The organism is Streptomyces odontomachicola (assembly GCF_039605595.1).
Classification (GTDB): domain Bacteria; phylum Actinomycetota; class Actinomycetes; order Streptomycetales; family Streptomycetaceae; genus Streptomyces.
In genome coordinates this window covers 1-24,709 of the sequence record NZ_JBCFOK010000013.1, presented here as the reverse complement: position 1 = coordinate 24,709, position 24,709 = coordinate 1, and the positions used below count along the sequence as shown (strand labels likewise).

The following is a 24,709-nucleotide window of genomic DNA, read 5'->3' as shown; positions in this document are numbered from 1 at the left end:
CGCATGGCCCCGGGCCGCAGGACCCTCGCGGCCGTGGCGCTGTGCGCGGCGGTCGCCACGGGCGCGACGGGGTGCATGGGCGTCGGCGGCGGCAAGGACGGCGGCAAGGCCGGCGCGGACCGCGCGAGCGGCGGCGGTGCGGCCGGCAAGCAGGACGAGCAGGCCAACGGCATCGAGAAGCAGCCGGTGAAGAAGGTGGCCGAGCGGACGGTCGAGGCGATGCGCTCCGCCTCGGCGCTGCGCATGAAGGGGGCGCTGGCCACGGAGAAGGGGCGCGTCGCGATCGACCTCGCGCTGGCGAAGAGCGGCGACTGCTCGGGCACCTTCGGCGTCGGCGGCGGCGAGGCCGAGCTGCGCAAGAAGAGCGCGGCCACCTACGTGAAGGCGGACTCCGGCTTCTTCAAGGCGCTCGGCAAGGAGGACCCGAAGGCCGCGTTCGTGGGCCAGATGCTCAAGGGCCGCTGGATCAAGCTCCCCGCCGAGGGCATGTCGCAGGGCCCGGGGTCCGCCTCGGGGTCGGGTCCGGGTGCCGAGGCCATGTCGGACCCCGGCACCTTCTGCAAGCTCAGCACCCTGACCAGCGGGATGAAGGCGTCCGACGCGGAGAAGGCGGAGAAGGGGAAGCCGACCACCGTCGCGGGCCGCAAGGCGCTGCCGCTGGTGGAGAAGAAGAACGGCGGCACCGAGACCTCGTACATCGCCATGGAGGGCGAGCCGTACCTGCTGAAGCTGGAGAAGACCGGCGGCAAGGAGCCGGGCTCCATGACCTTCGGCGACTACGGCAAGCCGCTGAAGGTCGCGGCGCCGCCCAAGGACGGCACCGTCGACCTGGGCGAACTCGCGAAGGGCGGCGGCAGCGCGCTCTGAGCGGCGGGCGAGCGGCGGGTGCGTGCCGGGCGAGCTTCGGGCGAGTGCTGGGCGAGCTCTGAGCGGTGGGCCCCAAGAGGCGGCCGGGCCCTAAGGGGCGGCCCTTGAGGGGCGTGCGGTGGGCGGCGCGGGGCGCATCCGTCCCGTGGCGCCCGCCGCCCCCGGCTGTCAGCGGGACGCGTTAGCGTCTCCAGAGTGTCCGCACGACCCGCACGACTCAGCGATCCCGAGCAGCTCAAGGAGCTCCTCGGCATCCCGTTCACCCCGGAGCAGACGGCCTGCATCACCGCGCCGCCCGCCCCGCAGGTGATCGTGGCCGGCGCGGGTTCGGGCAAGACCACGGTGATGGCGGCCCGCGTCGTCTGGCTGGTCGGCACGGGCCAGGTGCCCCCCGAGGGCGTGCTCGGCCTCACCTTCACCAACAAGGCGGCGGGCGAGCTGACCGAGCGGGTGCGCAAGGCCCTGTTGCAGGCGGGGGTCACCGACCCGGACCCGGCGCCCGAGCCGGCCGGCGCCGCGGGCTCCGCAGGTCCCGGGGGCTCCTCGGACGCCGATCAGGCCGGCGGCGAGCCGCAGATCTCCACGTATCACGCCTTCGCCGGCCGCCTGCTGACCGAGCACGGACTGCGCATCGGCCTGGAGCCCGGCGCCCGGCTGCTCGCCGACGCCACCCGCTTCCAGCTCGCCGCGAAGGTGCTGCACTCCGCCTCCGGTCCCTTCGAGGGGCTGACCAAGTCCCTGTCCACGCACGTCAGCGACCTGCTCGCGCTGGACGCCGAGCTGTCGGAGCACCTGGTGGAGCCGCGCGTGCTGCGGGCGCACGACGCGGAGCTGCGCGCCACCCTGGACGGCGTCCGGCTGACCAACGAGGAGCTGCGCAGGATCCCGCGCGCCGCCGTCGGCCGCGGCGAACTCCTCGGCTTGGTCGAGGACTACCGCTCCCGCAAACGCTCCCGCGACCTCATCGACTTCGGCGACCGCATAGCCTTCGCCGCCAAGCTCGCGCGCGATGTGCCCGAGGTGGGGAGGGTGCTGCGCGAGCAGTTCCCCGTGGTGCTGCTCGATGAGTACCAGGACACGTCCGTCGCCCAACGCGTCCTCCTCGCGGGCCTGTTCGGCCACGGCACGGGGCACGCCGTCACCGCCGTCGGCGACCCCTGCCAGGCCATCTACGGCTGGCGCGGCGCCTCCGTCGCCAACCTCGACGACTTCCCCGAGCACTTCCCGCGCGGGGACGGCACCCCTGCCGAGCGGTATGCGCTGGGGGAGAACCGCCGCAGCGGCGGCCGCCTCCTCTCCCTCGCCAACGGCCTGGCCGAGCCGCTGCGCGAGCGCCACGAGGGCGTCGAGCCGCTGCGCTCAGCGCCCGGCGCCGAGGACGAAGGGCTGGTCCGCTGCGCCCTGTTCGACACGTATGCGGACGAGTTGGAGTGGCTCGCCGACTCCATAGCGCACCTGGTGCGCACCGGCACGCCGCCCGGCGAGATCGCCGTGCTGTGCCGCGGCGCGGCCGGATTCGCCGAGATCCAGGGCGCGTTGGTCGAGCGCGACGTGCCGGTCGAGGTCGTCGGCCTGTCCGGGCTGCTCCATCTGCCCGAGGTCGCCGACCTGGTCGCCATGTGCGAGGTCCTGCATGACCCCACGGCCAACGCCTCCCTCGTACGGCTGCTCACCGGACCGCGCTGGCGCATCGGCCCGCGCGACCTCGCGCTGCTGGGACGCCGCGCCCGGCTGCTGGTCCAGCACCGCGACGCCGACCCGGGGGACGATCCCGAACTCCGCCTCGCCGCCGCGGTCGAGGGCGTCGACCCCGCCGAGATCATCTCCCTCGCGGACGCGCTGGACACGTTCCTGGACGCGGGTACGGGGGCGAGCGCGGGTACGGGGGCGGTTCCGGGCGTCGGTACGGGGGCCGAAGCCGGTCAGGAAGGCGCTGGCCACTCCGGCGCGGGCCACTCCCACACCGCCCACGAGGAGGCGTACGAGGACGGGCTGCCCTTCTCGCCCGAGGCCCGCGTCCGCTTCGCGCGCCTGGCCCGGGAGATACGCGACCTGCGCCGCTCCCTCGCCGACCCGCTGATGGACGTGCTGCACCGGGTGCTCGCCGCCACGGGGCTCGAGGTCGAACTCGCCGCCTCGCCGCACGCGGTGGCCGCCCGGCGCCGCGAGACGCTGAGCGGTTTCCTGGACGTGGCCGCCGGGTTCGCCGCGCTGGACGGCGAGGCGACGCTGCCCGCGTTCCTTGCGTTCCTGCGCACCGCTGAGCAGTACGAGAAGGGGCTCGACAGCTCGCTCCCCGGCGGCGAGGACACCGTGAAGGTGCTCACCGCGCACAAGTCCAAGGGCCTGGAGTGGGACGTGGTCGCCGTGCCGGGGCTGGTCTCCGGGACCTTCCCCAGCACCACGCCGCGCGAGTCCTGGCTCGTACGGCCCGAGGTGCTGCCGCATGCGCTGCGCGGCGACGCGGAGACCCTGCCGGAGATGGGGGAGTGGAGCGCGAAGGGGCTCAAGGCGTACAAGACGGCCATGGCCGACCACACGGCCACCGAGGAACTCCGCCTGGGCTATGTGACGTTCACCCGCCCCCGTTCCCTGCTGCTCGGCTCGGGCCACTGGTGGGGCCCGTCGCAGAAGCGCCCGCGCGGCCCGTCCCCGTTCCTGGACGCCCTGCGCGACCACTGCGAACAGGGCCCGGGCCACGGCGAGGTGGAGCACTGGGCGGAACGGCCGGAGGAGGGCTCGGAGAACCCCCTCCTCGCCGAGGCCGCCGAGGAACGCGCCTGGCCCCTCCCCCTGGACGAGACCGCCATGACCCACCGCCGGGCGGCGGCCGAGGCGGTGTTGGAGCACCTGGCGCGCGAACATCCGGGGGAGGAGGGGGAGTCGGAGCGCGAGCCCGGGCCCGAGCGCGAGCCGGACCCTGTGCCCGGGCTGGAGCCCGAGCGTGACCGGGAGCCCGCGGAACACGAGCCCGAACCTGCGCCTGGGCCGGCCCCCGAGGAGCCCGAGGAGCCCGGGCCGCACGAACAACCCGAGCCGCACGCGCTCGCGGACGGCGCGCACGCCGACGCCGAGCGCTCGACCCCCGCTGCGGACCCGGGCCCCCTCGAACTCACCCCCGAGGAAGCCAGACTGGCCGCCTCCTGGGACCGCGACCTGGACGCGCTCGCCGGTGAGCTGCGCAGATCCCGCGCCACGGTCCGCGACGTGCCGCTGCCCGCCTCGCTCTCCGCCACGCAGATGATGCGCCTCGCCGAGGACCCGGACGGGTTCGCGCGCGAGCTGGCCCGGCCCATGCCGCGGCCGCCGAGACCCGCGGCCGCGCGTCGCGGCACCCGCTTCCACGCCTGGGTGGAGTCCCGCTTCGAGGAGCTGACCCTGCCGATGCTCGGCCCGGGCGAACTGCCCGGCGGGGGCGGCGAGTTCGGCGAGGAGCCCCCGGAGATCGCGGACGAGCGCGACCTGACGGCGCTCAAGGAGGCGTTCGAGCGCACCCCGTACGCCCACCGCACCCCGTACCGCGTCGAGGAGCCCTTCCAGCTCCGGCTGGCCGGCCGCACGGTGCGCGGCCGCATCGACGCGGTGTACCGGGAGACGGCCGAGGACGGCGGGGAGCGGTACGAGATCGTCGACTGGAAGACGGGCCGCGGCCGCACCGCCGACCCGCTCCAGCTCGCCGTCTACCGCCTGGCCTGGGCCGAGCGCCACGGCGTCCCGCCGTCCCGGGTGGACGCCGCGTTCCTCTTCGTCCGCAGCGGCGAGGTCGTACGCCCGCCCTCCCTCCCGGACCGCCCCGCACTGGAACGCCTCCTCCTGGGCGAGGAGGACCCGGGCCCGGACCCGGAGCAGGACCAGGACCCGGGCCAGGGCCAGCACTCGGGGCAGGACCCCGAGCGGACATCAGGGTCACCTCCGGAGCAGGAGGATCCGGACCCGGAGTCCCCCTAGGGGAGCCCGCGTGCACCCGCAGTACACCGCCCCTGCCGCACTGCGATCACCGGCGACGGATTAGGCTCGGAGGCATGAGCACCACCCCGGAGGCCCCGGACAGCGACGTACGGGCCCACATCGCAGACCGGCGCGCAGCGTTCCTCGACGAGCTCCGGGAGTGGGTGCGCATCCCCTCCGTCTCCGCCGACCCGGAGAGCGCGGGCGAGGTGCGCCGCAGTGCTCAGTGGCTCGCGGACAAGCTGGCCGCGACCGGCTTCCCGGTCGCCGAGATCTGGGAGACCCCGGGAGCGCCCGCGGTCTTCGCCGAGTGGCCCTCGGACGACCCGATGGCGCCGACCGTGCTGGTCTACGGCCACCACGACGTACAGCCCGCGGCCCGCGAAGACGGCTGGCACACCGACCCGTTCGAGCCGGTCGAGCGGGACGGCAGGCTGTACGGACGCGGCGCCGCCGACGACAAGGGCCAGGTCTTCTTCCACACCCTCGGCGTCGAGGCGCACCTGGCGGCGACGGGGCGCACGGCGCCGGCCGTGCATCTGAAGCTGCTGATCGAGGGCGAGGAGGAGTCGGGTTCGCCGCACTTCCCGGCCCTGCTGCGGGAGCGCGCGGAGCGGCTCGGCTGCGACGCGGTGATCGTCTCCGACACCGGCATGTGGTCGGGCGAGACCCCGACCGTGTGCACGGGCATGCGCGGACTGACGGACTGCCAGATCGATCTGTACGGCCCTGACCAGGACATCCACTCCGGTTCCTTCGGCGGCGCGGTGCCCAACCCGGCCACCGAGGCCGCCCGCCTCGCCGCCTCGCTGCACGACGCGGACCGCCGCGTCGCGCTGCCCGGCTTCTACGACGGGGTGGTGGAGCTCACCGAGGAGGAGCGCGCGCTCTTCGCCGAGCTCCCCTTCGACGAGGACTCCTGGCTGCGCACCGCGCACTCGCACGGCGCGCTCGGCGAGGCCGGCTACACCACGCTGGAGCGCGTGTGGGCCCGCCCGACCGCCGAGGTGAACGGCATCTCCGGCGGCTATCAGGGCCCCGGCGGCAAGACCGTCGTCCCGTCGGCCGCGCAGCTCAAGCTCTCCTTCCGGCTGGTCGAGGGCCAGGACCCGGAGAAGGTCCAGCAGTCGGTGCGCGAATGGGCGGCCCACGCCCTGCCCGACGGCATCCGCCACGAGATCACCTTCTGGGGCGCCACCCGCCCCTGCCTCACCCCGCTCGGCCACCCCGCGCTGCGCTCGGTCGTACGGTCGATGGAGCGGGCCTTCGGGCGCACCGTCCGCTTCACCAGGGAGGGCGGCTCGGGTCCCGCGGCGGATCTGCAGGACGTGCTCGGTGTGCCGGTGCTGTTCCTGGGCATCTCCATCCCGTCGGACGGCTGGCACGCGCCGAACGAGAAGGTGGAGCTCGACCTGCTGATGAAGGGCGTGGAGACCGCCGCCTACCTGTGGGGCGACCTCGCCGAGCACTGGCGGCCCGGGACTCCCGGCGCCTCCGGTTCTCCCGTCACCCCGGGTGCTTCCGGCGACGCCTCCGGCTGATCCGGCACAGGGTGAGGGCGCCGCGACCGTTCCGCTTCGCGCCGTACGGCCGCCGCCCGCAGGCACCACCCCGCACGAACCGTCCGAAGACCACCGCACACAGGGGGAGTAGGAAGCCGCAGTGACCACCTGGACCGACCGCACCGGAGCCGACCGCATCGTCACCCTCGCCGGGACCGGCGGCATCGACCGCGCCGCACACCACCGGCTGGACGAGGCATGGCTCGCGGCCGCGTGGAGCCACCCGACGACGCGCGTCTTCGTGGTCTCCGGTGGGCAGGCGCTGATCGAGGACACCGACGACGGCCGCACCGAGCTGGTGATGATGCCGTCCTTCGACGCCCCCTTCACCGAGGCGCACCGCTACTTCCTGGGCATCGACGAGGACGGCGTGCGCTACTTCGCCCTCCAGAAGGACGCGCTGCCCGGGCGCTGGGACGACGTCGCGCGCGCCGCCGGCCTCCGCGAGGCGGGCGTCCTCCTCTCCGAGCGCGACGCCGAACTCCTCACGCACGCCGTCGGCCTGGAGAACTGGCAGCGCACGCACCGCTTCTGCTCCCGCTGCGGGGAGCGCACCAACATCGCCGCCGCCGGACACGTACGCCGCTGCCCGGCCTGCGGCGCCGAGCACTACCCGCGCACCGACCCCGCGGTGATCATGCTGGTCACCGACGAGAAGGACCGGGCGCTCCTGGGCCGCCAGGTGCACTGGCCGGAGGGCCGCTTCTCGACGCTGGCGGGCTTCGTGGAGCCCGGCGAGTCGATCGAGGCCGCGGTCGTACGCGAGGTCGCCGAGGAGGCGGGCGTCACCGTCGGCCCCGTCGAGTACGTCGCGAGCCAGCCCTGGCCCTTCCCCTCCAGCCTGATGCTCGGCTTCATGGCCCGCGCCACGTCGCCGGAGATCCAGGTGGACGGGGACGAGATCGGCGAGGCCCGCTGGTTCTCCCGCGAGGACCTGCGCTCCGCGATCGAGACCGGCGAGGTGCTGCCCCCGTCCGGGATCTCCATCGCGGCACGCCTGGTCGAGCGCTGGTACGGAGAACCGCTGCCCAAGCCGTCGCACTGACGCAGTCCTCGCACTGACGCAGTCCTCGCACGGACACGGCCCGTGCGCTGCGACAGCCCGTGCGCTGCGACAGCCCGTGCGCTGCGACAGCCCGTGCGTTGAGACAGCCCTCGCACTGACACGTGTGACGAGCGCGGCCGGGCCGCGCTCGTCACACGTGATGACTGCCGCCGACCGCTCGGGTCAGGCGCCGACCTTCTGCTTGACCTGCGCGATCGTCGGGTTGGGCAGCGCGGAGCCGTCCGGGAAGAGGACCGTCGGCACGAGCTGATTGCCGTCGTTGACCTTCTCCACGAATTCCGCGGACTCCGGGTCGTGCTCGATGTTGACCTCGGTGTAGGCGATGCCCTCGCGGTCCATCTGGCCCTTCAGACGGCGGCAGTACCCGCACCACGTGGTGCTGTACATCGTCACTGTGCCTGCCATGGCTTCCGCGCTCCTTCGTGATCGGTGATTGCGCACAGAGGGAACGCCCGGCCGGCCGGGACCATTCCCGCCCGGGGTACGGGGCTGAGGCGCGGCTCGCCGCGTCTCCCGGCGTGCGGTCGGCGCGCGCCCCGCGGGGATTCGTACGACTAACCCGCCCCTGCTGTGGACAACCGGCCGACCCGTCCCGGGCGACCTGGCAGCATGGCGGGGTGACATCAGCAACGGACCCCACTCTCTTCCCGCAGGCATCCGCGCACGGCACGGGCGAGCACTCCGCCGAGTTCGCGCCGCCGCCGCAGGACGCCGACGCGGTGCTGGAGGGGCTGGACCCCGAGCAGCGCGAGGTGGCCACCGCGCTGCACGGTCCGGTCTGCGTGCTGGCGGGAGCGGGCACCGGCAAGACCCGCGCGATCACCCACCGCATCGCCTACGGCGTGCGCGCCGGGATACTCCCGCCCGCGAGCGTGCTCGCGGTCACCTTCACCAGCCGCGCCGCGGGCGAGATGCGCGGCCGGCTGCGCGCGCTCGGCGCCCACGGGGTGCAGGCCCGCACCTTCCACTCGGCCGCGCTGCGCCAGCTCCAGTATTTCTGGCCCAAGGCCGTCGGCGGCGAGCTGCCCCGCCTGCTGGAGCGCAAGGCCCAGCTGGTCGCCGAGGCCGCGGCCCGCACGGGACTGCGCCTCGACCGCTCCGAGATCCGCGACGTCACGGGCGAGATCGAGTGGTCCAAGGTCACCAGGACCGTCCCCGAGGACTACCGCGCAGCGGCCGCGAGAGCCGGCCGCGCCGCCCCCAGGGACACCGCCGAGATCACCCGGGTCTACGAGATGTACGAGCAGCTCAAGCGCGAGCGCTCGGTCATCGACTTCGAGGACGTGCTGCTGCTCACCGTGGGCGTGCTCCAGGACCGCCCGGACATCGCCGAGACCGTCCGCTCGCAGTATCAGCACTTCGTCGTGGACGAGTATCAGGACGTCAGCCCCCTCCAGCAGCGCCTTCTGGAGCTGTGGGTCGGCGACCGGGAGAATCTGTGCGTGGTCGGCGACGCCAGCCAGACCATCTACTCCTTCACCGGCGCCACCCCCGACCACCTGCTCGACTTCCGCACCCGGCACCCCGGCGCCACGGTGGTCAAGCTCGTGCGGGACTACCGCTCCTCGCCCCAGGTCGTCCACCTCGCCAACGGCCTGCTTGCGCAGGCCAGCGGCCGCGCCGCCGACCACCGCCTGGAGCTGCGCGCCCAGCGCGAGGCGGGCCCCGAGCCTGTCTATACGGAGTATGCCGACGAGCCCGCAGAGGCCGAGGGCACCGCCCGCCGCATCCGCAAGCTCCTCGACTCCGGCGTCCCCGCGAGCGAGATCGCCGTGCTCTACCGCATCAACGCCCAGTCCGAGGTGTATGAGCAGGCACTCGCCGACGCCGACGTCCCCTATCAACTCCGGGGCGCCGAGCGGTTCTTCGAGCGCCCCGAGGTGCGCGAGGCCGGGGTGGCCCTGCGCAGCGCCGCCCGCTTCGGTGAGAACGACACCCTGCTGGACGGCGCCGAGGGCCTGACCTCGCAGGTGCGCGCGGTCCTCAGCGGAACGGGCTGGAGCCCCGAGCCCCCCGCGGGCTCCGGCGCCGCGCGCGACCGCTGGGAGTCGCTGGCGGCGCTCGTCCGCCTCGCCGAGGACTTCTCCGCCGCCCGCCCCTCGGCGACCCTCGGCGATCTGGTGGCCGAGCTGGACGAGCGCGCCAACGCCCAGCACGCCCCCACCGTCCAGGGCGTCACCCTCGCCTCGCTGCACGCGGCCAAGGGCCTGGAGTGGGACGCGGTGTTCCTGTCCGGGCTCACCGAGGGCATGCTGCCGATCACGTACGCCAGGACCGACGAGCAGATCGAGGAGGAGCGGCGGCTGCTGTATGTCGGGGTCACCCGTGCCCGCCGCCACCTCACGCTCTCGTGGGCGCTGTCCCGTTCGCCCGGCGGCCGCGCGGGACGCCGCCCCAGCCGCTTCCTGGACGGCCTGCGCCCCGGCTCGGCGGGCTCCGGGCACCGCGCGGCGGGCGCCGCCGGCCCCGGCGGCATCGAGCGGGGCACCGGGGGCGGCCCGGTGGGGGAGCGGCCGCGGAAGCGGCGCGCCCCGGTGCGCTGCCGGGTGTGCGGCCGCACCCTGACCGACCCGGGCGAGATGAAGCTGATGCGCTGCGAGGACTGCCCCTCGGAGCTGGACGAGGAGCTGTATGAACGGCTCCGCGACTGGCGCGCCGTCCAGGCCCGCACCCTCGGCCAGCCCGCCTTCTGCGTTTTCACCGACAAGACGCTGATGGCCATCGCCGAGACGGTGCCGGACGACGAGCACACGCTGTGCGGGATTCCGGGAGTGAGCGGCACCAAGCTGCGCCGCTTCGGCGCCGACGTCCTGGCGCTCTGCGCAGGTGAGGAACCGGAGGAGGCAGCTCCGGAGGATGTCACAGAAGCTGTTACGCCGAGCCCGGAAAAATAGTTTGCGCCCGCAGTCCGGGCCCCCATAGCCTTCCGGACGTGGAGAGGCGGGGGTTCTTCTTCTGCCCCATCCATGCTGTACTGAATCCTGCACATCTTCGGAGCTGTCCCTCAGCTCCCCGATACGCCGAGAGGAGGCGAGACCAGTGATCAGCTTCATTACCACCACCAAAATGACCGACCACTCGGTCGTTGCCTCCTGCCTGCTCGGCTCCCGCCTGCGCGGCACCGGTCTGCCCGGAGTCGTCCTCGGCGGCAATGAGCGACCGACCAAGGCACTCGCGGCAGTAGCGATGGCACCTGCTCAGGAGCAGGCGTATGCCGCCGACTGCGCGCTCGCGGGTGCCGGCGTGGACAGCCAGAAGACGCAGACCCTGACGCAGCAGCACCACATGTGGGCCTTCCGTGGGCCTGATCCCTGGAGATATCCAGCCTGATCGGAGCGATCAGGTCGGCACCTTCCAGGGCCGCGGAACCCACACCGGGATCCGCGGCCCTTCTGTTTGCCACCCGCCCGGCCACCAGCCGGAACGAACAGACAACAGACACCGACAGACGAGGAAGAACCGACAGTGCCTCCCGAGATGCACGCACCGTCATCGCGCACCGACCTGATCAAGCCCCACGCCACGGAGGACTCCTTGACCGCCCCGCTCATCACTCTCACCGAGCTCGACGACGCGATCGAGCGTCTTGGTGTCACCGTTCCCTGCCGGTCCTACGACCCGGAGGTCTTCTTCGCCGAGGACCCGGCGGACGTCGAGTACGCCAAGTCGCTCTGCCAGACCTGTCCGCTGCGCGAGGCCTGCCTCGCGGGCGCCAAGGACCGCCGCGAGCCCTGGGGCGTCTGGGGCGGCGAGCTGTTCGTGCAGGGTGTCGTCGTTCCCCGCAAGCGGCCCCGCGGCCGTCCGCGCAAGAACCCGGTCACGGCATGAACACCGCCGGCACGATCGACCACCCCGCGACGCACGGCCCCGTGCCGCGTCACCTTCCGAAGCAGGACCTCGCCATGGCACAGCCCACTTCCGAAAACCTCAACACGTACGGCGCGGACGGCCGTTCCCGCACTGCGGCGAGCGGCACGCGCCAGAACAGGACCCGTCAGATGCAACTCATGCCAGAAACCATGGCCCGAGCCCATATGCGGCAACGGCTGCGCGACGCCGAGGCGGAGAACCGGGCGCTCCGGCTCGCGTCCGCCCGCCGGCTCCAGCGCAAGGCGGAGCGCGCCACGCTGCGCGCCCGTCGCGCGCTGGCGATGGCCGTCATGCAGTAGAGCGATCCGGGAGCCGGGGCGTTGCGCCCCGGCTCCCGGCCGTTTTCGGGGCTATCTTCGGGCGGGTGGAAGAGAAGAAGACCGACAAGACGGTCTGCGCCCGATGCGGAACGACCGCCGAACGGCCGCCGGTTACCTGGGTGTGCTCCGTGGAGAACGGCGCCCGGCGGTACTTCTGCGAGCACTGCTCCCGCGCCAACATCCGCGCCATCGAAGGCCGTCTCGACTCCTCCTGGTGGTGAGGCGGCCGGCTCCCGCGGGCGGTCAGGCGGAGGTCTCCTCGTCCGGGGCGGCCTCCTCAGCACCCCTGAACTCCCCCTGCCCGGCGGCGGTCTCCTCCGCGGCGAAACCGGGCACCCAAGCCGCCATCTCCTCCTGCATGCGCACCCGCGCGCCGAGCTGGCAGAGCACGCCGATGGTGCTCAGCGTCACGCGGTGTATCAGCAGATACGAGGGAGGCAGATTGAGCCGCCTGCCCAACTGGTGGGCCGGGGAGCGCGGATCGGCCAGCCGGGCCGCCTGGTCCCGCATCCACTCCCGGGTGAACTCGAAGGTCTCCACCTGCGCCGGCTCTATGATCGGCAGCAGATAGTCGAGCACCTCGGCCGGATCGAGGTCGACCGACTCCCCGATGAAGCCCTCCTGGCACAGCAGCTCATACACCGCGTCGGCCTCCCCCGAGAGCACCATCCGCAGAGTGGTGCCGATCATCGGGGGCAGGCCCTCGGGCAGCCGGTCCACGGTGCCGAAGTCCAGCACACCGAGCCGCCAACGGGGCTCGCCCGCCGGGGAGTCCTCCGTGACCAGCCGGAAGTTGCCCGGGTGCGGGTCCGCGTGCAGCAGCCCCGTACGCGCGGTGCCCGAGAACAGGAAGCGGGCCAGCAACTGCCCCGCGCCGTCCCGCTCCGCGGCGTCGCCGTCCGCTATCACCTGGGCGAGCGGCACCCCGTCCAGCCACTCGGTCACCAGGACGCGTTCGGCCTGGTGCACCACATCGGGGATCAGCACGTCGGGGTCGTCGGCGAACTCCTCCGCATAGGCCCGCTGAGCCTGTGCCTCCAGGGCGTAGTCCAGCTCCTCGGTGACCCGGTCCCGGAGCTCGGCTATCAGCGGCTTCACGTCCACGCCCGGCACCAGGGGGCCCAACAGCCGGGCGAACCTGCCCAGTTGGGTGAGGTCGGAGATCAGCGCTTCACCCGCGCCCGGATACTGCACCTTGACCGCGACCTCGCGGCCGTCGTGCCAGGTGGCGCGGTGCACCTGGCCGATCGAGGCCGCGGCCGCCGGGGAGTCGTCGAACTCCGTGAACAGCTCCCGCCAGTCCTCGCCGAGCTGCTCGTCGAGCACCGAGTGCACCGTGCCGGCGGGCATCGGAGGGGCGGCCTCCTGGAGCTTGGTGAGGGTGGCCCGATACGGCTTGGCGAGGTCTTCGGGGAGCGCCGATTCGAAGACGGAGAGCGCCTGGCCGAACTTCATCGCGCCGCCCTTCAACTCCCCCAGGACGCGGAAGAGCTGGTCGGCCGTGCGCTGCTGGAGCTCGTGTCCCACGAGGTCGGCCGAATAGCCGCCGATTCTCTTGCCGATGCCCCAGGCGGAGCGCCCGGCGAAGCCCAGCGGCAGTGCGGCCAGCTTGGCGGTGCGGGTGACCGCCTTACGGGGCAGATCCGACATGCGTCCTCCAACTCCCATACAGCTCAACCGAACAGCACCGGCGTTCCGCCCTGTGCGGCACCGGGGACCGAGCGCGGCAGCTACCCGGCCATTGTGGACTGCGGACCGGGATCCGCCGAGGGCGGGCGCCCGCCGGGCACCGAAGCGGCACCGCACGGACACGCGGAATGGGGAGTCAACGCCTCGGTGTCCGGCAGGAGATGGGGCAGCGTCACACGGACCCTGTATCCGGCGGTGCAGCCCCCGTCGCCGTCCAGGAAGCCCAGCGCATAGGAGGCGGCCATGCCCGCGACCACCGTCGCCAGGGCCGTGTCGCAGGCCGGGACCCCCGAGCGCCGCCGCGCCCCGGTGCGCCACTGGCCCACCACCAGGGGCCAGCCGGGCTCGCGCTCCGCACGGCAGCGCATCATGCAGTCCGCGCACGGCGTGCGCCCCGGAAGCACCAGCGGCCCCAGCACGCCCGTGCCCTCCACGACTCCCGCGTACAGATGGGGAGTCCCGGATTCCAGAAGTCCTTCCACGGAGTCCGGGTCAGGGGCGTAGGCGCCCAGGCCGTCGCGGGGTGCCAGCACCACCAGGCGCGGGCCGCCGCGCACCTCCGGGCCCGCGCTCCACGGCCGCACGGCGTTCACCGCCTTCTCGGCCGCCTCGCGGCGGCGCTCCCCGACGCTGCCCGCCGGCAGGCCGCCCGGCGAGGTGTCCCAGGGCTGGACCTCGCCGCCGTCCCGCACCTCGACGCGCCCCACCCCCGCGGCGGACAGCGTCGTCGCGATCGTCGCGCCCACCCGCCCCGCGCCCCGCACCTGCACGCAGGTCTCGCGGCGGGCCGCCAGTCTGCGCGGCCCCGCGCCCTGCTCGCGGTGGACGGCCGAGAGCGAGGACATGTCGGGGCGCAGCCGGTCGCCGATCCCGGAGCACGCGGCGCGCTCCGCCGTGGCGTCGTCCAGCACGCCGGCCGCGGCGAGCCGCTGCGTGAGCCGGTCGGCCGCCCCTTCGCCGAGCCCGAGCGCCCGCGCGTCCCTGCGCAGTTGCTCCAGGCCGCGGGTGCCGTCCAGCAGGTCGAGGAACCCCGCCGTCGGGTTGTCGATGGGGCCGAGCAGCACCGCGTGTGCGGGGGCCGCCCCGTACTGCACCGTCTCGCGGTCGCGCCAGGCCCGTCGCAGCGCGGGTTTGATCATCGGATGCACAGCGTCCCCCTTCGCCGGTGGCACGCGGAGGCCGCCTGGGATGGCGACCGGCGGTGCCGTCGTGACGACAGACAGCATGCGGGAACGGCGGGTTCCCGTGCCGAGACTTATCCACAGTGCCCGGCATTAGTCATACCGGTACGGAGGGGCTGTGGAGGCGCGCGGAAGGGGAGGCCGACGGCTCGGTTCCGTGCGCGGGGCGGCCCGCCGTGGTCCGTACGACCGGCGTCACGGCGGGGCAGGGCCCTGGAAACGGGACTTCGGCCGGGGGCACCGGGTACCGTCTTGGCGTGGCCGCCGACCCGCTGAACACCGCAGGACCGAGCGCGGTCGAAGTGCGCCGCAGCGCGCGCCGACGGCGCACGGTCTCCGCCTACCGCGAGGGGGATCGCACCGTCGTGCTCATCCCGGCGCGCATGTCGGCGGCCGAGGAGGAGCGCTGGGTCGGCGTGATGCTGGACAAGCTGGCCGCGCAGGAGAGCAGGCGCAGACTGGGCGACGGCGAGCTGGCCGAGCGCGCGGAGCGGCTCTCCGAGCAGTATCTGGAGGGCAGGGCCCGGCCCTCGTCGGTCCGCTGGGTGACCAACCAGAACACCCGCTGGGGCTCCTGCACCCCGGCCGAGGGCAGCATCCGGCTCTCGCACCGGCTCCAGGGCATGCCGGACTACGTGATCGACTACGTGCTGCTGCACGAGCTGGCGCATCTGCTGGTGCCGGGGCACGGGCAGCGGTTCTGGGAGCTGCTGGACCCGTATCCGCGCACCGAGCGCGCCCGCGGCTATCTCGAGGGCGTCGTCGCGGCGGAGCGGCTGCCGCACGTTCCGGCCACCCGCGGGGAGTAGACGGGGAGCGGAAGCGGGCTTCCGCGCACTCCGGGACCGTGCTGTCGGACCCACCAGATAGCCTTTCGGCCAAAGTCAGCACCGCAGTTGCTCAGCTCATGCTCAGCCGGGTCGCGCCGGGCCGTGCTCCGCCGATCCGCGCCGGGTGATGCTCCGCCGAGCGCAAGCCATGGATGGGGGACGGTCGTTACGTATGGCCAGGGAATTCCAACGCGGCCACAAGGCCAGGATCAGTGATCTGACCGCCGGGACGGATCTGTACGTGGGCGTGCGGATCGAGGGCCCCGGGCTGACCTTCGACATCAGCTGTTTCGGCCTCGACGCCGACGAACGGCTCTCCGACGACCGGTACTTCATCTTCTTCAACCAGCCGAAGTCCCCCGAGGAGGCGCTGCAGCAGCTCGGCGAGCAGGCGGGCGACACCCAGTCGTTCCGGGTGACGCTGGACCGCATACCCGAGCAGATCAAGAAGCTCTCGTTCACCGCGACGCTGGACGGACCGGGGCAGATGTCCCAGGTCGGGCCCGGCTGGATCAGGATCGTCGCGGGCGGCGAGGAGGTCGCCAGGTACGCGTTCGACGGCTCCGAGTTCAGCACCGAGCGCGCCGTGATGCTGGGCGACTTCTACGTCAAGGACGTGTGGCGGTTCGCGGCGGTCGGGCAGGGCTTCGACGGCGGCCTGGACGCGCTGCTCAAGAACTTCGGCGGCGAGGTCGCCGAGGAGCAGGCGCCCGAGCAGCACGCGCAGCCCGAGCAGTCCGCCGCCCCCGGTTTCGCGCCCCCGGCCGAGGCCGCGCCCGCGCCGGGCTTCGGTCCGCCCGGCGGCGGCACCCCCGCGGCCCCGGCGCAGCAGCCCGTACAACCGGCCCAGCCCGCGCCCCAGTTCGGCGCCCCACCGGCTCCCGCGCAGCCGCAGCCGCAAGCGCAACCGCAAGCACCGCAACAGCAGCCGCAGCCGCCGCAGCACGCGCAGCCCACCATCGCGGAGCAGGCGCCCCCGCCCCCGCCCCCGGCGCCCCAACAACCGCAAGCGCCGCAGCAACCGCAGGCGCCGCAACCGCAGCCCCCTCAGCACGCGCAGCCCACCCAGACCGCGATGCCCAGCCAGGGCGCCATGCCAGGTCAGGCCCCACCCCCGCCCGCTCCGGCGCCCGCACCCGCCCCCGCGCCGGGCCAGGCGGTGCCCAACCCCTTCGCGCAGCCCCCGGGCCCGCCCGGCGCACCCGGCGGGATGCAGCCGCCCGGCGCCCCGGCGCCCGGCCACGCGCCGCAGGCCCCGCAGATCGCGCAGGGTCCGGCGCTCGGCATGGGCGTGACGCTCGACAAGTACAAGGAGCAGCCCACAGGCCAGCGCTGGACGCTGCAGAACGGCCAGCTCGCCCGCGTCGACCTCGGCGTCGACGGCCAGCCGGTCCTCGCACGCCAGGGCAGCATGGTGCTCTACCAGGGCAAGGTCGACTTCGGTTACAAGGGCGCCGGCTTCAAGGGCCGCGTCGTCGGCAACGCCACGGGCCAGGAGATGCAGCTCATGCGCTGCTCCGGCAGCGGCCAGGTCTTCCTCGCCGAAGAGGCGGCGTACGTGCACCCGGTCGAGCTCCAGGGCGACGCGATCTGCGTCTCGGCCGAGCACGTCCTCGCCTTCGACGAGAGCATCCAGCACGAGGTGCGCAGGATCGAGGGCCACGGCATTCCGGGCGGCGCCCTGTTCACCATGCAGTTCCAGGGCACCGGCACCGTGCTGGTCACCACCAAGGGCAACCCCGTGGTGCTGCCGGTCACGCCGACGACCTTCGCCGACGCGGACTCCGTCGTCGCGTGGTCGGCCGCCGCCCAGGTGATCGTCTCCAGCCAGGTGCGGCTGCGCCGTCCCGCGTACGGAGGCGGCCGCAGCGGCGAGACCGTGAACCTCCAATTCCGGGGCGCACCCGGCAATTTCATCGTCGTCCAGCCCTACGAGATGTGAGGGAGCCCGTCATGGATCAGCACCTCTACGCGGGCGCCGCTCCCGCACAGCCGTCGGCGCAGCCCGGCGGCCCCGTCCCCCGGATGGAGAACCACGGCACCAGCATGCTCAAGGTCGCCATGCAGAGCGGCCAGGACCTGTTCGCACGCGTCGGCTCGATGGTGGCGTACGAGGGCTTCGTGCAGTACGAGCCCAACCCGCCCGCCGTCCGTCAGCGCGCCTCGCAGTGGCTGACCGGCGAGGGCGCCCCGCTGATGCGGGCCCACGGCGACGGCCTGCTCTACCTCGCGGACTACGGCGCCGAGGTCGTCGTGCTCAACCTCAACGAGGAGAGCATCTCGGTCAACGGCACCAACGTCCTCGCCTTCGACGCGCACCTGGAGTGGGGCGTGCAGCGGGTCAAGGGGATGGCCAAGTTCGCAGGTCAGGGCCTGTTCAACGTGGCGATACAGGGGACCGGATGGGTGGCGCTGACCACCCGCGGCACCCCCGTCGTGGTGGACTGCGGCCGCGGCGACGACGAGACGTACGTGGACCCGGACGCGCTCGTCGCCTGGTCCACCCATCTGAAGATGAAGGGCAAGCGCAGCTTCAAGGCGTCCTCGATGATCGGACGCGGCAGCGGCGAGGCGTACCAACTGGGCTTCTCAGGACAGGGATTCGTCGTCGTGCAGCCCAGCGAGGACAGCGCGGACCGGCTGCGGGTCCGGGGCTGACGACGGGGGAGAGGACCGAAAACACCATGCAGAGCCCGCTTTTCGCCCACACAGAGGTCCAGAGCCAGGACCGCTACGCGCTGCAGAACGCCAAGCTGCTGCGCATCGCCCTCACAGGACACGAGGACGTGCTCGCCCGCCAGGGCAGCATGGTCGCGTATCAGGGCATGCTCGAATTCGACGGCGAGTACCAGACACAGGGACAGCGCCAGGCGCGCCGGCAGACCGGCGAGGGCCTGGACCTGATGCGCGTCTCCGGCCAGGGCACCGTCTTCCTCGCCAACCTCGCGCAGGACGTGCACCTGCTGGACGTCGAGCCCGAGGGCCTGACCGTCGACAGTTCGTACGTGCTGGCCCTCGACTCGCAGCTTCACTACGACGTGGTGTCGGTGGACAGCCAGTACGGGGTGTCGGGGACCGGCAAGTACACGCTGCACATCACCGGGCAGGGCAAGGTCGCGCTGATGACCTCCGGCCAGCCGCTGATGATGCGGGTGACCCCGGAGGCGTACGCGAACGCCGACGCCGACGCCGTGGTCGCCTGGTCGTCCTCGCTGCGGGTGCAGATGCAGTCCCAGACCAGCGCCTCCGGAGTGTGGCGCCGCCGCGGGAACACCGGCGAGGGCTGGGAGCTCAGCTTCATGGGCAACGGCTACGCGCTGGTGCAGCCCAGCGAGCTGCTGCCGCCGCAGAACGCCCAGATAGGTTCCGGCCTGCGCGCCCAGTACGGCATGGGCCCACAGGGAGCCCGCGGGCAGAACCAGGGCAACATCTTCACCAACTGAGGCCCGCCGCTCACGGAGCAGACCGGCTGCTCACGGGGCCGACCGCCTGCTTACGAGGCAGGCCCCGCGCACGGGGTACGTGCCCGCGCTCTCCTCATACGAGGGCGCGGGCACGCTCCGTCAGCGCCACGACCGAGTCGTCGGCCACCGCGGCCACCTCGTCGTATCCGTACCACCGCACATCCAGCGACTCGTCGCTGACCGCCTCCACGGCGCCCTCCGGGGCGAGTGCCGCGTACTGCACGTCCAGGTGCCAGGCGCACGGCGTGTGGTGCCGGTCGAGACGGACCGGGCCGCCGGGCAGGAGCCGGAGCCCCGTGATCCCGGACTCCTCGGTGGCCTCGCGCAGCGCGGCGTCCGCGAGGGTGCCGTCCTCCGGCTCGCAGTGCCCGCCCATCTGCAGCCACATCCGCAGCTTGCGGTGGAGGGTCAGCAGCACCCGCTGCCGCGGCGGGTCGATGACCAGCGCGCTCGCGGTGAGGTGACCGTCGGAGCAGGCCTTCCACATGCCGTTCGGATGCGCGGACAGGTGCTCCAGATAGGCCGCGCGGAGCCGGTCCTGCCCGGACTCCGGCGCCGACCACTCGGTGAGCACCCGGGCCGCGTCCGCGTGCAGGCTCACTGCTTCCCGTCGCCGGAGTCGCCGCGGCCCTCGCCGGAGTCGTCCGTGCCGCCGTCGCCTTCCTGCCCGGACTTCGACTCACCGGACTTCGACTCACCCGGCTCGGACTGCGAACCGCCCTGCGCCGCGTCGCCCAGCATCTTGTCCAGCTCGGAGAAGTCGAGCTGCTCGCGGTGCACGAAGCCGTCCGGATCGTCCAGGTCCTCGGCGGTGGGCAGCATGTCCGGGTGCGCCCACAGCGCGTCCCGGCCCTCGCCGCCCCGCGCGTCGGCCAGCGAGGCCCACAGCCGTGAGGCGTCCCGCAGCCTGCGCGGCCGCAGCTCCAGACCGATCAGGGTCGCGAAGGTCTGCTCGGCGGGACCACCGGTCGCGCGCCGCCTGCGCAGCGTCTCGCGCAGCGCCGAGGCGGACGGCAGATGCGGCTCGGCCGCGGCGTGCACCACCGCGTCCACCCAGCCCTCGACCAGCGCGAGCGCGGTCTCCAGGCGGGCCAGCGCGGCCTTCTGCTCCGGGGTGTCCTCGGGCTGGAACATGCCCTGCTGGAGCGCCTCCTGCAGCTCCTCGGGGCGCTGCGGGTCGATCTGGCCGACCACGTCCTCCAGCTTGGAGGTGTCCACCTTGATGCCCCGCGCATAGCCCTCGACCGCGCCGAACAGGTGCGAGCGCAGCCACGGCACGTGCACGAAGAGGCGCTGGTGGGCGGCCTCGCGCAGCGCGAGATACAGCCGCACCTCCTCCTGCGGGACGCCGAGGCCCTCGCCGAGCGCGGACATGTTGTTCGGCAGCAGCGCGGCCTTGCCCGCGGGGCCGAGCGGCAGCCCGATGTCGGTCGAGCCGACCACCTCGCCGGCCAGCACGCCCAGCGCCTGCCCGATCTGGGTGCCGAACATCGCGCCGCCCATCGAGCGCATCATCCCGAGCAGCGGGCCCGCCATGGCCTGCATCTCCTCGGGCAGCACGTCGCCCATCGCGGCGCCGACCCGCTCGGCGACCGGGTCGACGAGGTCCTTCCACACCGGCAGGGTCTGCTCGACCCACTCGGCGCGGCTCCACGCCTCGGCGGTGTTGGCACCGGAGGGCAGCGAGGTCACGCCGTCCAGCCACAGGTCGGCCAGGCGGACGGCCTCCTCGACGGCGGCCTTCTCGTTCGGCCCGACGCTCGCGTCCTTGGAGCCGTCCTGGGCCCCGGCGGCGACGGTCTGGCGGGCGATGTCCTTGGCCATGTCCCAGTTCACCGGGCCGCCCTCGTAGGAGAGCATCTGGCCGAGCTTCTGGAAGGCGGCGCCCAGGTCGTTCGGGTCCATGCCGCCGGCCGCGCCGCCGCCCAGCGAGCCGAACATCGCGGCCAGCGGATTGTCCGCGCCGCCCTGCCCCGCGCCGCCCGGCAGACCGCCGCCGAATCCGAAGCCGAACGGATTCGCCGGACCGCCCTGGCCGCCCTGACCCTGACCGCTCTGGCCCTTGTCGCCCTGGGAGCCCGCGCCGGACTCGCCCTGGTCCCCGCTGCCGCCCTTCTTGTCCTGGTCCTTCTTGCCCTCGTCCCCGTCCTCGGGCTCCTCAGGAGGTACGCCGAATCCGAATGGGGTGTCACTCACGGGTTTCCCTCGGCTCTGTCTCGTCGGACGGTTCATGGAGCGGCGCCCGCGGACGTACACGGAATCGTGGGGTCCGCGGGAGATGCCGCGTCGTTCTGGTGGGCTCGCCTCCAGCCTAGACACCTGTCAGGCAGGATGGAGCCTGCGCACCTCGTACCAGAAACAACCGCTGGAGACGCCCGGTGAGTTCCTCCGAGACCCACGTTCGCGCAGCGCGAACCCCCACCGTCGCCGTGACCGGCGCCGCCTCGGGAGTGGGCGCGCTGCTCACCGAGCGGCTCGCGGCCTCGGAGGAGATCAAGCGCGTGATCGCCCTGGACGAGCGGCAGGGCGACGTGACCGAGGCCCAGTGGCACACCCTCGACGTAAGGGACCCGGCCATCGCCGACAAGCTGCGCGGCGACGGCGACCCGGTGGACGTGGTGGTGCACCTGGCGCTCGACCTCGACCTGGAGTCCGACCCCGCGGCGCGCACGGCCTACAACGTGCGCGGCACCCAGACCGTGCTGACCGCGGCCGCGGCTGCCGGGGTGCGCCGTGTCGTGCTGTGCACCTCGGCGATGGTCTACGGGGCGCTGCCGGACAACGACGTGCCGCTCGCCGAGGACGCCGAGCTGCGGGCCACAGCCGAGGGCACCGGCGTCGGCGATCTGCTGGAGATCGAGCGCCTCGCGCGCCGGGCGCCCCGCGCCCACCCGGGCCTCAACGTCACCGTCGTACGGCCCGCCGTGCTGGTCGGCGCGGGCGTGGACACGGCGCTGACCCGCTATTTCGAGTCGCCGCGCCTGCTGGTGGTGGACGGCTCACGGCCCTGCTGGCAGTTCTGCCACGCGGAGGACCTGGTCAGCGCGCTGGAGTGCGCGGCGCTTGAGAAGGTCGAGGGCGAGCTGGCGGTCGGCTGCGACGGCTGGCTCGAGCAGGAGGAGGTCGAGGAGCTCACCGGCATCCGCCGCATGGAGCTCCCCTCGTCCGTCGCCCTCGGCGCCGCCTCCCGCCTGCACCGGCTCGGGCTGACCCCGTCGCCGGCCGGGGACCTCGCGTACACCATGCATCCCTGGGTGGTCAGCGGCTCCCGGCTGCACGAGGCGGGCTGGCGCCCGCGCTGGACCAACGAAGAGGTGCTGGCCGCGCTGCTGGAGTACGTCTCCGGGCGGCACACCGTCGCGGGCCGCCGCCTCGGCCGTACGGAGGCCGTCGCGGCCGGCGGCGCGGCGGGCGCCACGGTCGCGCTGCTGGGCACGGCGGCCCTGGTCCGCAGGGCGCGCAAGCGCCGCGGCCTGTGAGGCGGTACGCGACGGTGGGGCGGTACGGGACGGTGAGGCGGCACGCGGGAGGAGCGCGCCGCGTGCGGGGGACCGGCCGTGACACGACCGGCAGCGGCCCGTGTTCCCTCGACCTCGGAGGTGGGGCAGCATGAGCGACATGGCACAGACGTACGATCACCCCGGTGAGCAGGGCGCGGCCGACCCGGTCCGGCTGCTCGGCATCCGCGAGACGCCGCTCTCCGTCGACGAGGTCTTCGCGGCGGCCGGGGACGACGCAGCGGGCGGCACCGCGCTCTTCGTCGGCACGGTCCGCGACCACGACGGCGGCGCCGACGTCGCCCGGCTCGGCTACTCCGCGCACCCCACGGCCGAGGCCGAACTCCGCAGGATCGCCGAGAAGGTGGCGGCCGACTTCCCGGTACGCGCACTGGCCGCCGTGCACCGGGTGGGGGATCTGGAGGTGGGGGATCTGGCCGTGGTGGTCGCCGTCTCCTGCCCGCACCGCGCCGAGGCCTTCGACGCCTGCCGCCGCCTCATCGACGACCTCAAGCACGAGGTGCCGATCTGGAAGCATCAGTCGTTCAGCGACGGCACGGAAGAGTGGGTAGGGGCGTAGCCCCTTCCTATAGGGGCGGTGGTCGGGCGACGGGCGGGCGGGTGGGGGCTTAAGAGCCTTCGGCCCCGTTACGCCCGCGACCCCGCTGACCTCCCGTTGCCCGGCGTGCGGAAGTACGCGGAAGGTGCTCAACTCCTTGTGGAGGAGCGGGCGATACCGCTTGCGTAACCGGGCCCCGCGCCAGACCGTTGAGACTCCGACGGTTAATGTGCTCATCTGCCGGTTATCCGGTTGGATACGGCACACTCACGTGGAGTCAGGAGGTCTGCATGGCGTCCCTCGCCTGGTTGCTGATTCCGGTCGTCGCCGCCGTGGCGGCGGGAGTGTGGGGCAGTTGGGCCGGACGACGACGGAACGTCACGCCCGACACCGCCGGTGTCGAGGGGTACGAGCGGTTCCGCGCGGCCATGGAGCGCCCCCGCCCGCACGTCACGTTCGAGGACGAGGGGACCGGGGAGAAGACGTTCCGCACGGCCAAGTCGGCGGAGCGGCCGGAGCAGGAAGGACGCGCGCCCGCGCTCTCCCGCCCGGAAGGACCGGCCCGAGCGGCTGACTGACAGACCCGTCCCGTACTGTCGTTGGCATGCCTCGCCGGACCGGGACCCTGCTCGCTTCGATACTGCTCCTCATCGCGCTGCTCGTCGCCGCGGTGCTGATCCCGGTGCCGTACGCCAAGATGTCGCCGGGACCGACGGTCAACACGCTGGGCGACCACGGCGGCGAGCCCGTCCTCCACATCAAGGCGGACGGCAAGGGCCACCGGGAGTATCCGACCTCGGGCCACCTCAACATGACCACGGTCCGCGTGACCGCCTCGGACTACCGCATGAATCTCGCCGAGGCGGTCTACGGCTGGCTGCGCCACGACAGCGCGGTGGTCCCGCACGAGACGCTGTATCCGGACGACAAGTCGGCCCAGGAGGTCGACGAGCAGAACGCCGAGGAGTTCAGCGCCTCCCAGGAGAGCGCCAAGGTCGCGGCGCTCAAGGCGCTGAAGATCCCGGTCAGTTCGCACGTCATCGTGGCCTCGGTCGTCAAGGGCGGCCCGGCGCAGGGCCGGTTGCACGCGGGTGACGTGGTGCGCGCCGTGGACGGCAAGGCGATGACGGAGCCGGAGCAGGTCGCCAAGGCGGTCACCCGGCACAAGCCGGGGCAGAAGGTCACCTTCACGGTGATCCCCGCGGCCAAGGCGGAGGCCGCGGAGAAGAAGGGGAAGAAGCCCGATCCGGCGGACGCCAAGAAGGTCACGCTGACGACGAAGAAGGCGCCGGACGACGGCCGCGCGATCGTCGGCATCCAGCCGGGTACGGGGCACACCTTCCCGTTCCAGATCGACATCAGGCTGGCGGACGTCGGGGGGCCCAGCGCCGGGCTGATGTTCGCGCTCGGCATCGCGGACAAGCTGACCGAGACGGACCTGACGGGCGGTCAGTTCGTGGCGGGCACCGGCACGATCGACGACGCCGGCAAGGTCGGCGCGATCGGCGGCATCCAGATGAAGACGGTCGCGGCGCGCGCCAAGGGCGCCAAATACTTCCTCACCCCGGCGGGCAACTGCTCCACGGCGGCCAAGGACAAGCCCGAGGGGCTCACCCTGGTCAAGACCCGCACCATGAGCGACGCGATGAACGCCCTGCAGAAGATACGCACCGGCGAGACGGCCGGGCTCCCGCAGTGCTCGAAGTGAGGCCGTGCCCGACGTGAGGCCGTGCCCGGCGTGAGGCGGCGCGCGAAGTGAGGCGGCGCGGGGGGGGGGCCCCCCCCCCCGGGCGCCCCCCCCCCGGGGGGGCCCCCCCCGGGCCGCCCCCGCCCCCCCCCCGGCCCGGGGCCCCCCC

The 24,709-nt window shown here is 73.2% G+C and carries 22 protein-coding genes; 17 read left to right on the top strand and 5 right to left on the bottom strand.

What is annotated here, in order from left to right; translation table 11 throughout:
- Window positions 1-3: 3 nt before the first annotated feature.
- From ABEE00_RS23080 to nudC, 4 genes are all read left to right on the top strand, one after another.
- Window positions 4-867 (top strand): hypothetical protein, encoded by an 864-nt coding sequence (locus ABEE00_RS23080; RefSeq protein WP_345747531.1) that lies wholly within the window; start codon window positions 4-6, stop codon window positions 865-867.
- 195 nt (window positions 868-1,062) lie between these two features.
- Complete coding sequence (locus tag ABEE00_RS23075) at window positions 1,063-4,815, top strand: ATP-dependent DNA helicase (protein WP_345747530.1); 3,753 nt, start codon at window positions 1,063-1,065, stop codon at window positions 4,813-4,815.
- Between the two features lie 74 nt (window positions 4,816-4,889).
- Entirely contained in the window at window positions 4,890-6,356 is a 1,467-nt protein-coding gene (locus ABEE00_RS23070) for a dipeptidase (protein ID WP_345747529.1), read from the top strand.
- A 121-nt stretch (window positions 6,357-6,477) separates the two neighbouring features.
- A complete protein-coding gene (gene nudC, locus ABEE00_RS23065; RefSeq protein ID WP_345747528.1) occupies window positions 6,478-7,422 on the top strand; it encodes an NAD(+) diphosphatase in 945 nt (314 codons plus the stop codon).
- Between the two features lie 183 nt (window positions 7,423-7,605).
- Here nudC and ABEE00_RS23060 read toward each other — a convergent pair whose 3' ends face one another.
- On the bottom strand, window positions 7,606-7,848 hold the full coding sequence (locus ABEE00_RS23060; protein WP_345747527.1) for a mycoredoxin: 243 nt from the start codon (window positions 7,846-7,848) through the stop codon (window positions 7,606-7,608).
- Window positions 7,849-7,961: 113 nt separating this feature from the next.
- On the opposite strand from ABEE00_RS23060, the gene ABEE00_RS23055 reads away from it, so the two are divergent.
- The 5 genes from ABEE00_RS23055 to ABEE00_RS23035 all read left to right on the top strand — a co-directional run bounded on the left by ABEE00_RS23055 (window position 7,962) and on the right by ABEE00_RS23035 (window position 11,854).
- Window positions 7,962-10,337, top strand: a complete 2,376-nt coding sequence (locus tag ABEE00_RS23055) for an ATP-dependent DNA helicase UvrD2 (protein ID WP_345747526.1) — start codon at window positions 7,962-7,964, stop codon at window positions 10,335-10,337.
- A gap of 145 nt (window positions 10,338-10,482) precedes the next feature.
- Window positions 10,483-10,773, top strand: a complete 291-nt coding sequence (locus ABEE00_RS23050; RefSeq protein ID WP_345747525.1) for a hypothetical protein — start codon at window positions 10,483-10,485, stop codon at window positions 10,771-10,773.
- A 147-nt stretch (window positions 10,774-10,920) separates the two neighbouring features.
- Entirely contained in the window at window positions 10,921-11,271 is a 351-nt protein-coding gene (locus tag ABEE00_RS23045; RefSeq protein ID WP_345747524.1) for a WhiB family transcriptional regulator, read from the top strand.
- A complete protein-coding gene (locus ABEE00_RS23040; RefSeq protein ID WP_345747523.1) occupies window positions 11,268-11,612 on the top strand; it encodes a hypothetical protein in 345 nt (114 codons plus the stop codon). The genes ABEE00_RS23045 and ABEE00_RS23040 overlap by 4 nt, the downstream gene beginning before the upstream one ends.
- A 65-nt stretch (window positions 11,613-11,677) precedes the next feature.
- Window positions 11,678-11,854 (top strand): hypothetical protein, encoded by a 177-nt coding sequence (locus ABEE00_RS23035; RefSeq protein ID WP_345747522.1) that lies wholly within the window; start codon window positions 11,678-11,680, stop codon window positions 11,852-11,854.
- A 22-nt stretch (window positions 11,855-11,876) separates the two neighbouring features.
- Here the strand turns inward: ABEE00_RS23035 and ABEE00_RS23030 are convergent, their stop codons facing one another.
- Both ABEE00_RS23030 and ABEE00_RS23025 read right to left on the bottom strand, forming a co-directional pair.
- The gene (locus ABEE00_RS23030) at window positions 11,877-13,283 is read right to left on the bottom strand and encodes an ABC1 kinase family protein (RefSeq protein WP_345747521.1); all 1,407 of its coding nucleotides are present in this window, start codon (window positions 13,281-13,283) and stop codon (window positions 11,877-11,879) included.
- Window positions 13,284-13,363: 80 nt separating this feature from the next.
- The gene (locus tag ABEE00_RS23025; protein ID WP_345747718.1) at window positions 13,364-14,461 is read right to left on the bottom strand and encodes a ThiF family adenylyltransferase; all 1,098 of its coding nucleotides are present in this window, start codon (window positions 14,459-14,461) and stop codon (window positions 13,364-13,366) included.
- 299 nt (window positions 14,462-14,760) lie between these two features.
- On the opposite strand from ABEE00_RS23025, the gene ABEE00_RS23020 reads away from it, so the two are divergent.
- From ABEE00_RS23020 to ABEE00_RS23005, 4 genes are all read left to right on the top strand, one after another.
- Window positions 14,761-15,312 carry a M48 metallopeptidase family protein gene (locus ABEE00_RS23020; protein ID WP_345747520.1) on the top strand — a complete coding sequence of 184 codons (552 nt, stop codon included), beginning with the start codon at window positions 14,761-14,763 and terminating at the stop codon, window positions 15,310-15,312.
- A gap of 193 nt (window positions 15,313-15,505) precedes the next feature.
- Window positions 15,506-17,275 (top strand): TerD family protein, encoded by a 1,770-nt coding sequence (locus ABEE00_RS23015; RefSeq protein ID WP_345747519.1) that lies wholly within the window; start codon window positions 15,506-15,508, stop codon window positions 17,273-17,275.
- Window positions 17,276-17,286: 11 nt separating this feature from the next.
- Window positions 17,287-17,991: an AIM24 family protein gene (locus ABEE00_RS23010; RefSeq protein ID WP_345747518.1), complete on the top strand. Its 705-nt coding sequence runs from the start codon at window positions 17,287-17,289 to the stop codon at window positions 17,989-17,991.
- A 26-nt stretch (window positions 17,992-18,017) separates the two neighbouring features.
- On the top strand, window positions 18,018-18,776 hold the full coding sequence (locus ABEE00_RS23005) for an AIM24 family protein (protein WP_345747517.1): 759 nt from the start codon (window positions 18,018-18,020) through the stop codon (window positions 18,774-18,776).
- Between the two features lie 94 nt (window positions 18,777-18,870).
- Here ABEE00_RS23005 and ABEE00_RS23000 read toward each other — a convergent pair whose 3' ends face one another.
- Complete coding sequence (locus tag ABEE00_RS23000; RefSeq protein WP_345747516.1) at window positions 18,871-19,398, bottom strand: NUDIX hydrolase; 528 nt, start codon at window positions 19,396-19,398, stop codon at window positions 18,871-18,873.
- Window positions 19,395-20,993 carry a zinc-dependent metalloprotease gene (locus ABEE00_RS22995; RefSeq protein WP_345747515.1) on the bottom strand — a complete coding sequence of 533 codons (1,599 nt, stop codon included), beginning with the start codon at window positions 20,991-20,993 and terminating at the stop codon, window positions 19,395-19,397. Before ABEE00_RS22995 ends, ABEE00_RS23000 begins: the two co-directional genes overlap by 4 nt.
- A gap of 182 nt (window positions 20,994-21,175) precedes the next feature.
- Here ABEE00_RS22995 and ABEE00_RS22990 point away from each other — a divergent pair, with 182 nt between their 5' ends.
- The 4 genes from ABEE00_RS22990 (at window position 21,176) to ABEE00_RS22975 (ending at window position 24,561) form a co-directional block, all read left to right on the top strand.
- A complete protein-coding gene (locus ABEE00_RS22990; protein WP_345747514.1) occupies window positions 21,176-22,276 on the top strand; it encodes an SDR family oxidoreductase in 1,101 nt (366 codons plus the stop codon).
- 139 nt (window positions 22,277-22,415) lie between these two features.
- On the top strand, window positions 22,416-22,874 hold the full coding sequence (locus ABEE00_RS22985) for a molybdenum cofactor biosynthesis protein MoaE (protein WP_345747717.1): 459 nt from the start codon (window positions 22,416-22,418) through the stop codon (window positions 22,872-22,874).
- Between the two features lie 269 nt (window positions 22,875-23,143).
- Window positions 23,144-23,431: a hypothetical protein gene (locus ABEE00_RS22980; RefSeq protein ID WP_345747513.1), complete on the top strand. Its 288-nt coding sequence runs from the start codon at window positions 23,144-23,146 to the stop codon at window positions 23,429-23,431.
- 26 nt (window positions 23,432-23,457) lie between these two features.
- Window positions 23,458-24,561, top strand: coding sequence for a YlbL family protein (locus ABEE00_RS22975; protein WP_345747512.1), 1,104 nt, complete (start codon window positions 23,458-23,460; stop codon window positions 24,559-24,561).
- The last annotated feature ends 148 nt before the right edge of the window (window positions 24,562-24,709 follow it).